The organism is Bacillota bacterium, assembly GCA_040754675.1.
Taxonomy (GTDB): domain Bacteria; phylum Bacillota; class Limnochordia; order Limnochordales; family Geochordaceae; genus Geochorda.
In genome coordinates this window covers 1-12,610 of the sequence record JBFMCJ010000064.1, presented here as the reverse complement: position 1 = coordinate 12,610, position 12,610 = coordinate 1, and the positions used below count along the sequence as shown (strand labels likewise).

Here is a 12,610-nt window from a genome sequence, read left to right as displayed (position 1 = left end):
CTTCCACGCCCACTTCGTTACAGCGCTGAGCGATTGGCTGCGTCGGGGCCTCGGGCCTTCTTACGTGGCGCTGGTGGAAGAGAGGGTTTATGTGGCGTGGGAGGGCACGCCCGTCTCATCCAGCTTGTACCGGCCTGATATCTCGGTGGCCGCGGTCTCCCCACGCACCAGTGAGCCTTCGGCTGCCGCTGGCGGTACGGCCGTGGCCACCAGGCCTATCATCGTTCCCGTCGCGGTGCGTGACGAGGTCCGAGAACGCTTTGTCTCCATCCGAACGGCGCAGGGCGAGCTGGTTTGTGCCATCGAATTGCTTTCACCCAACAACAAACGTCCGGGACACGAGGGTCGGCATTCCTATCTGGCCAAGCGCCAGGAGCTTCTCTCCTGTGGTATCCACTTGGTGGAGATCGACCTGCTTCTCCAAGGCGAACGCATGCCGCTGGCCCGGTCCTGGCCGGCTTGCGATCGGGCGGTGCTGGTTGTACGAAGGCACCGCCCCCACGCAGGAGAACTGTATCCGCTTGGCGTGGACGATCCGCTGCCAACCATTGCCCTTCCGCTGCGGGAACCAGACCCGGATTACCTTCTCGATTTGCAGGGCGTCTTCGAGGAGATGTGGGAGCGCTCCAATTACAGCGCCCTCATGACGCGGCTGCGGTAGGGCGCCTTAGGGCCATCACTTGAACCCCGTCAGGGCGAAGCCCCGGATGTAGTGGCGCTGCATGGCCAGGAAGATGATGATGGTCGGGACGATGGCCAGCGCCGTGGCCGCCTGCAGCTTGCCCGCGTTCAGCGCCGTGCTGTAGGCGGCGCCCATCATGCGAATGCCCACCGGAACCGTCATCAGGTCGGGCGCCGACGTGGTCACGATGAGCGGCCACAGGAAGTAGTTCCACTGGCCGATGAACGTGAAGATGGCGATGGTGGCCAGCGCCGGCCGGGTCAGGGGCAGCATGATGCGGGCCCAGATGGAGAGTTCCGAGGCGCCGTCGATGCGGGCGGCGTCCACCAGTTCGTCGGGCACCGACATCATGAACTGGCGCATCAGGAAGATGCCCCATGCGCTCACGGCGAACGGCAGGATGAGGGAGAGGTGCGACTGGAGCGCGCCCACCCCGCCAAGTCCGAACAGGTCGTTGCCGCCCACGAGCGGCAAGCGCTTCAGGATGTAGTAAACGGGCACGAGGAACAGGAAGGTCGGGAACATCATGGTGGACAGGAAGAACGCGAAAATCGCGTCCCTTCCGAAAAAGTGCAGCTTCGTCAGGGCGTAGCCCGCAAGCGAACTCGTGAGCAGCACGAGCAACGTCACCGAGGTCGAGACGATGATGCTGTTTTTGAAGTAAAGCCCGAGCGGCACCCTGGGGTCCTTGAGCACTTCGACGTAGTGATGCCACTGCGGCACCTCGGGCCACCAGACCGGCGGCACCCGAATGCTCTCCTGGTAGGTCATCAGCGACGAGCTGAACATCCAGAAGAACGGCAGGAACATCGCGGCGGCCACGGCCAGCGTCACGACAAACCGCACAGCGCCTGCCACGGCCCCGCCGACGCGCCTTTTCGACCGGGCTGCCCGCCGCGCCCGGGTGACCTGAGCTCTGCCGACCCCGGTCGCAATACGGCCCTCACTCATACGCCTCAAGCCCACCTCGCCGCAGAACTCGCAGGAGCACGAGCGTGATCACGAAGATGATCACGAACAGGATCAAAGCCCCGGCCGTAGCCCTTCCCGCCCTCAGGTTGCGGAACGCCGTCATGTACAGGTAAAGCGCGACCACCATCACGGCCCGCGCGGGCGTCGTCCCCGACTCCGTGCCACCGATGGCCATGGAGTAGACCAGGTCGAACACCTGCCACGCCCCGATGAGCCCGGTGACCGACAAGAACAGTACGGTGGGGCGCAGCATGGGCAGCGTCACGTACCAGAACTCGTGCCACGGGCTGGCCCCGTCGATCCTGGCGGCGTCGTAGTACTGGGCCGGCACGTTGCGCAGCCCGGCGATGAAAACGATAACGGTCGCGCCCACGCCTGCCCAGATGGCGGTGATCATGATGGACGGCAGGGCCAGCTCCGCGCTCGACAGCCACTGCTGGGGAGGCAGGCCCACCAGGCGCAGCAGTTCGTTGAGGTAGCCCCCGGAGGGGTGGTAAATGCCGCTCCAGATCCGCCCTACCGCGATGGCCGGCGTCACCACGGGCGCAAAGATCAGGAACCGCCACAGCGCGCTGGCGCGCAACTGGTTGATGAGAAGAGCAATCCCCAAAGCCACCGCCATGCCGACGAAGACCGTGCCCAGGGCGTAGATGACGGTGTTTTTCAGCGACGCCGCGAACATCTCGTCGGCGGTGAGCAGGTAGACGTAATGGGAAAAGCCCACCCGCCGGGCCCGCTCCAGGGGCCCGAGCATGTTCCAGTTGGTGAACGAGATGTAGACGGACATGGCCACGGGGATGACCAGGAAGATGGCGTAGAAGATCAGCGCCGGCGCCAGGAACAGGTACCCGGTGACGGTCTGCCTTGCCTGCTTGCTTACCAGCGCCATTCTAAAGCACGCCTCCGATCGGCAAAGTAGCGCCGGCCCGCCCTACCTGGCTTCCGGCCCGGTCGGGGAACGGGGCCGGCACCGGCGGCCTGCGCCGCGCCGGCCCCACCCTCTTCTAAGCCAGCCCCTCACCCGTAGAACTCCTTGAGGATCTGGTTGATCTGGCGAGCCGCATCGTCCAGCGCCTGCTGGGGCGACTTGCGGCCGTGCCAGGCCTCCACGATCTCGTGCCACAGCACGCTCTTGATCTCGGCGCCCTGCAGCACGTTGGGTTCGTGGCGGGCATGGGCCAGCTCCTGGACGAAGACCTTGGTGTACAGGTCGTTCAACTGCTCGGGGTGCCCGCTCAGGTCACCCTTGCGCGGCGGGATGCTGCCGATGTTCTCGGCCTGGTAGGTGCCCATCCGGGTCGTGCCGTCGGGCAGCGGCTGGGCCGTGAACCACCGGACGAAGTCCCAAGCCTCCTTCTTCACCTTGCTCTGGGCGTTGACGGACATCCACCACGAGTAGGCGGCGTTGACCGACCGGCCGTTGATGGCCGGCACCGGCGCCACGCCGACCGTCGCCTCGTAATCCGCCCCGAAGGCCTGCTTGAGCGACGACTCGTACCACGAGGCCATGATCATCATGGAGACGCGGCCCTGCGGGAACTCCCAGACGCTCGCCGATACGTCCGTGGCGCCCTTCTTGAAAAGCGCCAGCTCCGCCTCGAGCGCCTTCACGCCCTCCGGGCTGTTGAAAGCGGCCCTCTTGAAGTCGGGGGCCAGGTACTCGCCGCCCAGGCTCCACAGCAGGCCCAGGTACGGGTGCACGACCGCCGACTCCCAGCCGGCCAGGAACGCAAAGCCGTAGCGTTCAACGGTGCCGTCCTTCTTGCGCCTGGTCAGCTTCGCGCCCATGTCGACCAGTTCGTCCCAGGTCTTGGGCGGCCCGGAGAAGCCGGCCTCCTGCAGGTGCTTCTTGTTGTAAACCAGGGCGTAGTTGCCGACCTCGAACGGGATGCCCCAGATGCCGCCGTCCACGCCCGCACCCTCCACGGCCACGGGGATGAAGTTGTTCTTGACGTCGCTCGCCAGGTCGCCAGGCACCCTGTCCAGCACGCCGTCATTGACGAGCTGCGGGCCCCACGTGTTGAGAACGCTGATGATGTCCGGTCCCGTGCCGGCCGCCTGGGCGACCATCAGCTTGTTGAGATACTCCTCCATCGGGACGGTCTGCAGGACGATCTCCACGTCCGGGTGGCTCTTCTGGTACTCCTCCACCCACTGCTTGAGGCCACGGGTCACCAGCTTGTCGCCCTTGTAAATGCCCTCAATCTGAAAGTCGCTCCAGTGAACCTGCCAGACCACGCGCTTTTTCGCGGCCAGCGCGCCGCCCCCGATCAGGCCCACCGAAAGCGCCACGACGAGCAGCACGACGCCAAAGCGAACCCACGTGCCCGGGATTGCCCTGCGCCTTTGCAGCATCCTCGGTTCAACCTCCCTTTCAAGATGGGCCGCTTGCTGGACCCGCCCTACGACTTCAACGCCCGAACCCACGCCTCGAACTCCTCGAACACCTTTTCGTTGTGGCCGGCTTCCACCTCCCGGACGTTGGGCGAGACGAAGACCCGCTTCTTGACGCCCAGTGCCGCAAGGCGGGCCGCCGTCTCCGCCACGAGAGCCTGTGCGATGGCCACGAAAGCCACCGTGGACGCGGCCGCCACGGGATGAGGCCACCCGTCGATCTTCACCTGGGCGTCCTCGGGCGGCGTGCAGTTGTCGATGACGACGTCCGCGACATCCGCCAGCTTCTTGCCGGTGGAGTGGGAGGCCGGGCGGGTGCGGGCATTGGCAACGGACGTTACGGCTACCACGGACGCACCCGCCTGCCTGGCGTGGAGGGCCATTTCGACGGGAGCGGCGTTGAGGCCGCCGTGCGAGAAGACCAGCACCACGTCCTCCCCCGTCAGCGGGTGGCTCTTGAGGAAGGACGCAAGGTAGCCCTCCCGGCGCTCGAGCCACAGAAGCTCCCGCGCCCCGCCCGGGCCAACAGGGAAGAACCACATCAGGCGCGGGTCGGCCAGCGGGTAGAACCCCACATAGCCCCCGTAGCGCGGGAAGATGTCCAGCACCGGGAGCACCGAGTGGCCGCTCCCGAAGACGAAGACGGCCCGGCCTGCCTTGATGGCGTGGGCCATCCGGTCGGCGGCCTTCTCGATGGCGCCCGCCTGGGTATCTCGAATACGAGCCAGGATCTGTTCCACCGACTCCAGGTACGATTGCGATGCTTGGCCCATGGCTGTTACGACTGCAGCTCTCCTTTCGTGTCGCGGGGCGCTTCAGGCGCCCTTGACCAATTCCACAGCGGAGCGCCCTGCACCCAAGAGCCCGGCGTCGTCTCCGAGCCCTGCCGGCGCCACGCGGGCGGCGCGGGCCGACCACGGCTGCGCGTGGCGGCGGATCATGGCCTCCAGCCTGTCCGCATACCCGGCAAAGCGCAGGCCCACGCTCCCGCCCAGGAGCACCAATTGCGGGTTGAGCAGGGAGACCACGTTGACCAGCGCCCAGCCGAGGTGCTCGAGGGCGCCTTCCACGATGGCGCGGCAGGCCGGGTCACCGGCGGAGGCCCGGTCGAAGAGGTCTCGGGGCGCAAGTGCCTGCCCGAGCTGGCGCGCTGCCGCCTGCTGCAGGGCCGGCCCGGCGATGAGCGATTCCAGGAACCCCTTCTGGCACGCGCTCTGCGCGTCCCACCCGCGCGGAGCCGGGACGGACATCCAGCCGCCCGCACCCGCCAGGTTGGTGAAGCCCCGCACCAGCTGCCCCCCGGAGATGAATCCGCCGCCGACCCCGGTCCCCACGATGACGAAGGCCAACTCGGCGACGCCGCGCCCGGTTCCGGCCCAGTGCTCGCCGAGGACTGCGGCGTGGCCGTCGTACTCCAGAGCGACCGGCAGCCCCAGGGCGGCGCTCAGCTCACCCCCAAGCGGCACTCCGTTCCAGCCGGGGAGGTTGGGCGCCCACTCGACGCGGCCGGCGGTCCGGTCGATGACGGCCGGGAGGCTGACGCCGAGCGCCAGAGGCTCGCCGCTCAGGCGGCGCACCAGGCCGGCGACCTGGGCCGTGAGAGACGGGCCGTCGTTCGCTCTCTCCACCGGTTCCGCCAGCCTTCGGAGGATGGTGCCGCCGCCTTCGATCAGCGCGGCACGCACCTGAGTCCCCCCGATGTCCACGGCGGCCACCGTTGCCATCACGCTGCCTCCCTCGCCTCCGCAGACTCAAGCTGATGGTGCCGGCGTGACAGGCGTCAGGCCGGTCGGATGAGCGCCACGACGATCTCGTGCGGGCCGAGCGGGCGCTCCACGCGCAGCCGCCCGTCTCCGTGCAGTGCGGCCTGCTGGCGCCGCTCGGAAGCCGTCAACTCCACGAGTTCGAAGCGCTGCCCGGGCAGCTTGGGGTTCACGGCAAGCCGCGGGGCGAGGTGTTCGGCCGTGTGGTTGAACACGAACAGAAGCCCGAACGGCCCGTCCTCCCGCGTCTCGCCCGAAAGGAGCCGCGCCTCGACCTGGCCGGGGCTCACCCCTTCGACCAGGACGGGCCTCTCGACGCCCGCTGCCGCCGCGAAGCCCGCCAGGAAGCGCCCCGTGGCCGGATCCCGGTGCACGTGATACCCGAAGCTGACCCAGCTCCCCATGAGCACGGCGCGGCCAGGTCCGGCCTCGCGAACGGTCACGGCCGCCTCCCCGCCGGCAAAGCGGCCGATGACCCTGGCCGTGCCCGCCTCCAGCGCCTGCTGGTAGTAGGCGCCCTTGACCCGTCCGCCCTCGAAGGCCAGCAGCTCCGCCTCCGGGGCGACCTCAATCTCCACGGGCTCCCCGTCGCGGCGCCGGGCAGCCCACGCCTCCTGCGCCCCAAACAGCTCCCGCAGGCCCGACCCGGGAACGGCCTGATCGACGACGCCTTCCTCGTTGTTCCAGCCGGTGCGGGCCTCGGCCACCACCGTGCCGCCGCGCTTCACGAACTCGGCAAGGCCGGCGGCCACGTCGCGGCGCACCATGATAGAGAACGGCATGTAAATCACCTTGTAGCGGGCCACGTCGATGGGATCCGGCCCGGGCAGGATGCCCTGGGCCGGAGGCAGCGCCGGGGCCGCCCCCGCACCCGCGGCTCCCCGGCCCCCGCCCCGCTGCGGCCCCGCCAGCGCGGCGATCTGGTCTGGGTGCACGAAGTCCACGGGGAAGTTGCGTTCAAACAGGGCCCGGTAGGCGCCGAGCAGCGCGCGGGAGGGGACGTACGGCGACTTCTCCCGCATGCAGCCCCAGAGAATGTTGGCGTCGTTGTTCCAGACGATGGCGGCCTCCGCCTGGGGCACCTGGGCAGCGGCGAAGATCCCCGAGTGGCGGTCGACGACCCGCGCCACCTCGCCCGCCGCCCTTGACCGGTCGGTCGGCGACCCGTCCGGGTGCGTCAGCCCGAAGCCGGCCGACTCATACCCACGGCTCATGGGCCGCCAGGCGTAGAAGCACAACCCCTTGGCGCCGTGACTGATGGGGCCCCAGGTCCAGGCGCGGATGTCGGCGGCCGTGACGGGTTCGGCGAAGGTGCCCACGTAGCCGTGGCCGCCCTGCAGCTCTCCGAGCCAGAACGGCTTGCCGATGCTGGCGCACGCCGAGCGGGTGCTGTCCAGGTAGGCGCCCCGCACCGCAGGGTCGGCGGTCTCCTTCGCCCCCACGTGTTTCGGGTAAAACGAGGTGCCCCACACGTCCACGACCCGGGTGACCTGCCAGTCATCCGGCTCGCCCTGTTCCAGCAGCGGCACGGTCATCACCGCGGGCACGGCAGAGTGGCTGGTGACCGGGTGTACTGGATCCACCGCCTTGACCGTGCGGGCGCGCCACGCCAGGTCCTGGGTGATCTTCTCGATGGTGAAGTTTTGCCAGTCGATGAAGTCGGTGTACGTCATGAGCGAGATGAACCGGGGCGGCTCAACGGTGTCCCAGCTTGTGAAACGCCGGTACCACGCCCGGTTGAGCCGGTTGAGGTCGCCGTACCGGCCCTTGAGCCAGCGGCGGAACCGCTGCTTGGAGTGATGGCAGTAGCAGAACAGCGCGGGCTGCGGCAGGTAATCGAAGTACGCCCACTGAACGATGTGGGGCTCGCTCCACAGGTCATAGGCGAAGAACGCCGGGTGCCGCCGCACCCGCTCCGCCACGGCCTGCATGAACCGCTCGGCGGCCTGCCGGACGCCCGGGTGGTCGTAGCAATAGCCGGGCGACCCCTGCGAGTCGATGGCCTGGCCGCCCTGGGAGACGTAGCGGCTGTCAGGGTACTGCAGCAGGATCCAGTCGGGGGCCGAGTCCAGGTAGATCTGCAGGATGAGCTTGAGGCCCAGCTCCTGGGCGTGCCTCAGGATGCGGTCCAGCGCTTCGAAATCGTAGCGGCCGGGCTCGGGCTCCCCTGAAGCCCAGTCGATCCAGGCCCGCACCGTGTTGAGCCCGGACTCTTTGAGGTTGGCCAGATCCCGGCGAACGATGGCGTCTGCATCGGCACCCAGCGGCTCCACCATGGTGGCGCGGGAAGGCCCGGCCGTATACCAGGCGGCGATGGGCAAGAACCGGTCCGGCTGAGCCGAGGACGCTGTAATGGCGGGCACCTACCCTTCCGGCTCCAGGCCCTCCAGCATCCGGCAGGAACGCCGGCGGCCCGGAATAAATAACACATTGATGTATCAATGGCACCTTTCGACCTGGCGAGCCGGGCTCCTGCCGCGCCAGGAAAAAAGCCGGCGGAAGCGGAACCAAAGGATGGAGGGCGTCAGCCCGTGCGACACAGCACGCGCACAACAGGGCACGAAGGCCGATATGCGGGGCACAGGGTCACGCAAGGGACGGCCCGCCACCCGGCGGGGCCTGATGGCGCGCTGATCGGGGGCGACCGCCGCATCCCGCTCTACCACCGGCTCCACGACCAGCTCCGGGACGACATCGAGTCCGGGGTGCTGAAGCCGGGGGACCGGATCCCGACCGAGTTGGAGCTGAGCGCCCGCTTCGGCGTGAGCCGCACCACGGTCAAGCAGGCCATCCAGCAACTGGTGCACGCCGGCCTGGTCTACCGCGTACAGGGCAAGGGCACCTTCGTGAGCCAGCCTCGCATTCCGCGGCGGCTGGAGGGGCTCATCAGCTTCCATGAGGAGATGCGCCAGCGGGGCTACACGCCAGCCACCGAACTGCTGGAGGCGGCCATCGTGTCCGCCGCCCGCCACGTGGCCAAAGCCTTGGGCGTCGAAGCCGGCAGCCCGGTGCTGCGCCTGGTGCGCCGCCGCCTGGCCGACGGCTCTCCCATTGCCCTCCAGACCCACTACCTTCCCGGCGAAATGGCCGGCCTGGCCGAGGATGCCCGGGTCGCGACGGGGTCGCTCTACGAAGCGATGGAGCAGCGATTCGGACAACGGCCGGCCGCGGGACGGGAGGAGTACACGGCGGTGGTGGTCTCAGGCGAGGATGCCCGGCGGCTCGGGGTGGCGGACGGGAGCCCGGCCCTGGCGGTGCGCCGCTACGCGAGCCTGCCGGGCGGGCGGCCGGTGGAATACACGGAGTCGCTGCTTCGGGCCGACCGCTACACGCTTCACGTGGAACTCGCAGGTAGAGCGTGATGCCGCAGGCGCCCCCGAAGGTGCCGCGGAAGCGGTATGATCTCAGGGCGCCAGGACTCAGGAGGTGCGTGGAAGCATGCGTACGCCCCGGTTGGCTCGAGCTTATGCGGCGCTGCTGCTGGGAGCGGCGTGGCTCGGGGGAGCGCTGACGGGCGACGCTCGGGCTGCGGGTGCCGGCGCGACGCCTGTTCCGCCCGAACCCCGGCAAGGTGGCCGGTTGGTGCGGGTGCTGCCCGCGAACCCCGATACGCTGGATCCTGCCCGAGCGGTGGCATCCGAGACCGACCGCATCCTCAACAACGTCTACGAGGGCCTGCTGGCCGCCGACAGTCACGGACGTATCGTGCCGCGCCTCGCGCAAAGCTACACGATCTCCCCGGACGGGCTCACCTACACGTTCCGCCTCCGGCGAGGCGTGCGGTTCCACAACGGGCGGGAGATGACGGCGGGCGACGTCAAGTTTAGCTTCGAGCGCCTGATGGCGCCCGAGACCCAGTACAGCCGCATCTCGGACTGGAAGCCCGTGCAGTCCGTAGAAGCCCCTGATCCGCACACGGTCGTCATCCGGCTGAAGGCCCCCTACGCGCCCTTCCTGGCCGCGGTGGCTGACCCCCGCGCCTCCGTGGTGCCGCAGGAGGCCGTGCCAACCCTCGCCACGCGGCCTGTGGGGACGGGCCCCTTCCGCTTCGTGGAATGGGTGCAGGAAAGCCACGTGCGGCTGCGCCGGTTTGAGGGGTACTGGGATGCCCCAAGGCCCTACCTGGACGAGGTTGTCTTCGGGTTCATCCCGGACCCGGCCGCGGCCGTGGCGGCGTTCCTGGCGGGGGACGTGGACGTGGTGGGAGTGGAGCCCCAGCAGTTGCCCCTCCTGCAGGCGCCGGGAGCGCGCCCCGCACGCATCGTGAACGCCCCCACCAACCTGGTGCAGGTGCTGGCGCTCAACCAGGCGCGCCGACCCTGGGACGACCTGCGGGTGCGGCAGGCCGTGGCGCACGCGATTGACCGGGACCAGCTCATCCAGGCCGTGGCCGAAGGGCGGGCCACGCCGCTTTACAGCGGGCTCACGCCCGAGAACGGCTACTACGCGCCGCTGTCCAACCCGTACCCGCACGACGTGGACAAGGCGCGCCGGCTCCTGGGCGAAGCCGGCTACCCGAACGGCTTTCAGGCGACCCTGGTGGTGCCGTCCGTTTACGAGTTCCACGTGCTGACGGCTCAGGTGCTGCAGCAGCAGCTTGCGCGGGCGGGCGTGAGGCTTCAGATTCAACTGGTGGATTGGGCCCGGTGGCTCTCCGAGGTTTATGCCGGCGAGAACTACGATGCCACCATCATCGGCTTCACCGGCAAGATCGACCCCCACACGGAACTGATCCGCTACCACACCCGTTACGGCCGCAACTTCGTCAACTTCAGCGACCCGGAGTACGACCGCCTCATCGATGAGGCAGAGCGGGCGGTGGGGTTGGAGCAGCGGCAGACCCTGTACGCCCGGGCGCAGCAGATCCTGGCCGAGAAGCTGGCGGCCATCTACCTGATGGACCCGCAGACCCTCCTGGCCCTGAGCACCGACGTCTACGGCTGGGAGATCTACCCCAACTACGTCGATGATCTCCGCACGGTCTTCCGCACGGCTCCTCGCTGAAGCCCCCCGGCCGTGGGCCTATGTGGCCCGGCGCGCGGCCGGCGCCACGCTCACGGTGCTGCTGGCGTCGTCGGCGGCGTTCCTGATGGTACAGGGCGTGCCGGGTGACGCCGCGCTGATGATGGCAGGGACGGACGCTCCGCCGGAGGTGGTCGAGGGCCTCCGCAAGGAACTGGGTCTGGATGCGCCCGTGCCGGCACGGCTGGCCGCCTGGTTGGGGCGGGCGCTGACGGGCGACCTGGGCGTCTCGGTGCGCTACCACCGGCCGGTGGGCGAACTGCTGTGGCAGCACTTTCGCGTCAACCTTATCTTGGTGGCCCTGGCCGTCCCGCTGGCGGCGGCGCTCGCGCTCGGGATGGGCGCGCTGGCCGCCGTGGGGGCATCCGGCGCCGCAGGGTGGGGGGCCGGGGGCCGGCTGTTGAAGTGGGAGGATCGGGCACTTTCGTGGGTGATGCAGCTGGGGCTTTCGGTGCCGTCCTTCTGGCTTGCCATGATCCTCATCTGGGTGGCGGCGGTCCGGTTGCACGCCTTTCCGGCGGTGGCACCGGTCGGAAGCGGGGGGTTGCCCGGGTGGCGGGGGTTCGTGCTTCCCGCCCTGGCGCTGGCGCTCCCGGCGGGGTGTGCGGTGGGGCTGGTGGTGAGGGCCGCGCTCGCGCAGGCGCTGGAGGAGCCATACGTCCAGGCCGCGCGGGGAAAAGGGGCGGGGCTTGCCCGGGTGGTATGGCGGCACGCGCTTGTGGGAGCGCTCAACCCGGTTGCCAGCAGCCTGGGGCTTTTGGTGGCGGAGCTGCTGACAGGTAGCCTGATAGTGGAGACGGTCTTCGGGTTGCCGGGCGTGGGCCGGATCATGCTGGCGGGCGTCGAGTTCCGGGATCTGGCGCTGGTGAGCGGCGGCGCGGCTTTTGCGGCGGTGGTGGTGTCGTTCTCGTCGGCTGTAGTGGATGCGCTGTACGGCCTGCTCGATCCGCGGGTGCAGTACCGGTGAGCGCACCTGCGAAGAGGGGACTCGAAGGCCAGCCCGTGGGGCTTGAGGTGCCAGCCGTGGCAGGGACCACGCGGGCGGCAGCGCCAGCGCGCCGTCCTGCGGCGGCGAGCGTCGCCGGGCCCCCGAGGGAGACGAGCCGCCGGCGTATCCCCTCCTCCGTGGCGGTGGCGCTGGCCGTGCTGGTGGCCCTGGCGGTAGCCGGGTCGTGGCCTGGCATCGACCCGTACTCGATGGACCTGGGCGAACGCCTGGCGGGGCCCTCAAAAGCCCACTGGCTCGGAACGGACCGGTTCGGGCGGGACCTGCTGGCACGCAGCCTGGCAGCCGCACGCCACTCGCTTCTCATTGCCTGCGGCGCGGCCGCGGCGGCAGGGCTTGCCGGGACGGCCCTGGGACTGTCGGCAGCGAGAGGCGGGCTGCTCGAAGAGGGCCTGGCCCGGGCCGTGGACGCGCTCGTGGCCCTGCCCTCGGTCTTGCTCGCCATGCTCCTGGCGGTGGTGCTCGGCCCCGGCGACCTCACCGTGGGGGCTGCCATCACTCTGGCCCTGGTACCGGGCTACTTCCGGGTGAGCCGGGGGCTGGCGGTGGCGCTACGGGAGGCGCCTTACGTGGAAGCGGCTCAAGCCCTGGGCGCCACCTGGGCTCACATTGCCCGCCACCACCTCCTGGCGGGCATGGCGCGGCCCCTGCTCGCCCAGGGGGCCGCGTCGGCGGCCATCGCCCTCCTGGCCGACGCCGGGTTGAGCTACCTCGGCCTCGGGCCGCAGCCGCCCATGCCGTCGTGGGGACTCCTCTTGAAAGAGGCCCAGC

General features: G+C 69.3%; 11 protein-coding genes. 5 read left to right on the top strand and 6 right to left on the bottom strand.

The window, feature by feature from the left end; genetic code table 11:
- The coding region (locus AB1609_05855; protein MEW6045991.1) for a DUF4058 family protein at nt 1–661 on the top strand (661 nt) is incomplete at its 5' end.
- A gap of 15 nt (nt 662–676) precedes the next feature.
- Here AB1609_05855 and AB1609_05850 read toward each other — a convergent pair.
- The 6 genes from AB1609_05850 to AB1609_05825 all read right to left on the bottom strand — a co-directional run bounded on the left by AB1609_05850 (nt 677) and on the right by AB1609_05825 (nt 8,174).
- Entirely contained in the window at nt 677–1,633 is a 957-nt protein-coding gene (locus tag AB1609_05850; protein ID MEW6045990.1) for a carbohydrate ABC transporter permease, read from the bottom strand.
- Nucleotides 1,626–2,543, bottom strand: a complete 918-nt coding sequence (locus AB1609_05845) for a sugar ABC transporter permease (GenBank protein MEW6045989.1) — start codon at nt 2,541–2,543, stop codon at nt 1,626–1,628. The genes AB1609_05850 and AB1609_05845 overlap by 8 nt, the downstream gene beginning before the upstream one ends.
- Before the next feature lie 128 nt (nt 2,544–2,671).
- Nucleotides 2,672–4,009 carry an ABC transporter substrate-binding protein gene (locus tag AB1609_05840; GenBank protein ID MEW6045988.1) on the bottom strand — a complete coding sequence of 446 codons (1,338 nt, stop codon included), beginning with the start codon at nt 4,007–4,009 and terminating at the stop codon, nt 2,672–2,674.
- Between the two features lie 47 nt (nt 4,010–4,056).
- Complete coding sequence (locus AB1609_05835) at nt 4,057–4,821, bottom strand: SIS domain-containing protein (protein ID MEW6045987.1); 765 nt, start codon at nt 4,819–4,821, stop codon at nt 4,057–4,059.
- 42 nt (nt 4,822–4,863) lie between these two features.
- The gene (locus AB1609_05830; GenBank protein MEW6045986.1) at nt 4,864–5,772 is read right to left on the bottom strand and encodes an ROK family protein; all 909 of its coding nucleotides are present in this window, start codon (nt 5,770–5,772) and stop codon (nt 4,864–4,866) included.
- Nucleotides 5,773–5,828: 56 nt separating this feature from the next.
- Complete coding sequence (locus AB1609_05825; GenBank protein ID MEW6045985.1) at nt 5,829–8,174, bottom strand: beta-galactosidase; 2,346 nt, start codon at nt 8,172–8,174, stop codon at nt 5,829–5,831.
- Nucleotides 8,175–8,342: 168 nt separating this feature from the next.
- Between AB1609_05825 and AB1609_05820 the strand changes: the two genes are divergently transcribed.
- The 4 genes from AB1609_05820 to AB1609_05805 all read left to right on the top strand — a co-directional run.
- Complete coding sequence (locus AB1609_05820; GenBank protein MEW6045984.1) at nt 8,343–9,173, top strand: GntR family transcriptional regulator; 831 nt, start codon at nt 8,343–8,345, stop codon at nt 9,171–9,173.
- Between the two features lie 76 nt (nt 9,174–9,249).
- Nucleotides 9,250–10,815, top strand: a complete 1,566-nt coding sequence (locus tag AB1609_05815; GenBank protein MEW6045983.1) for an ABC transporter substrate-binding protein — start codon at nt 9,250–9,252, stop codon at nt 10,813–10,815.
- 22 nt (nt 10,816–10,837) lie between these two features.
- On the top strand, nt 10,838–11,800 hold the full coding sequence (locus tag AB1609_05810; GenBank protein MEW6045982.1) for an ABC transporter permease: 963 nt from the start codon (nt 10,838–10,840) through the stop codon (nt 11,798–11,800).
- Nucleotides 11,797–12,610: ABC transporter permease subunit (locus AB1609_05805; protein ID MEW6045981.1), on the top strand; the 814-nt coding region annotated here is incomplete at its 3' end. The genes AB1609_05810 and AB1609_05805, both read left to right, overlap by 4 nt.

What these genes read in the sequence shown, in the direction of transcription:
- AB1609_05850 (MEW6045990.1), bottom strand. Translation starts at nt 1,633, where the DNA reads ATGAGTGAGGGCCGTATTGCGACCGGGGTCGGCAGAGCTCAGGTCACC.
- AB1609_05845 (MEW6045989.1), bottom strand. Translation starts at nt 2,543, where the DNA reads ATGGCGCTGGTAAGCAAGCAGGCAAGGCAGACCGTCACCGGGTACCTG.
- AB1609_05840 (MEW6045988.1), bottom strand. Translation starts at nt 4,009, where the DNA reads ATGCTGCAAAGGCGCAGGGCAATCCCGGGCACGTGGGTTCGCTTTGGC.
- AB1609_05835 (MEW6045987.1), bottom strand. Translation starts at nt 4,821, where the DNA reads ATGGGCCAAGCATCGCAATCGTACCTGGAGTCGGTGGAACAGATCCTG.
- AB1609_05830 (MEW6045986.1), bottom strand. Translation starts at nt 5,772, where the DNA reads ATGGCAACGGTGGCCGCCGTGGACATCGGGGGGACTCAGGTGCGTGCC.
- AB1609_05815 (MEW6045983.1), top strand. Translation starts at nt 9,250, where the DNA reads ATGCGTACGCCCCGGTTGGCTCGAGCTTATGCGGCGCTGCTGCTGGGA.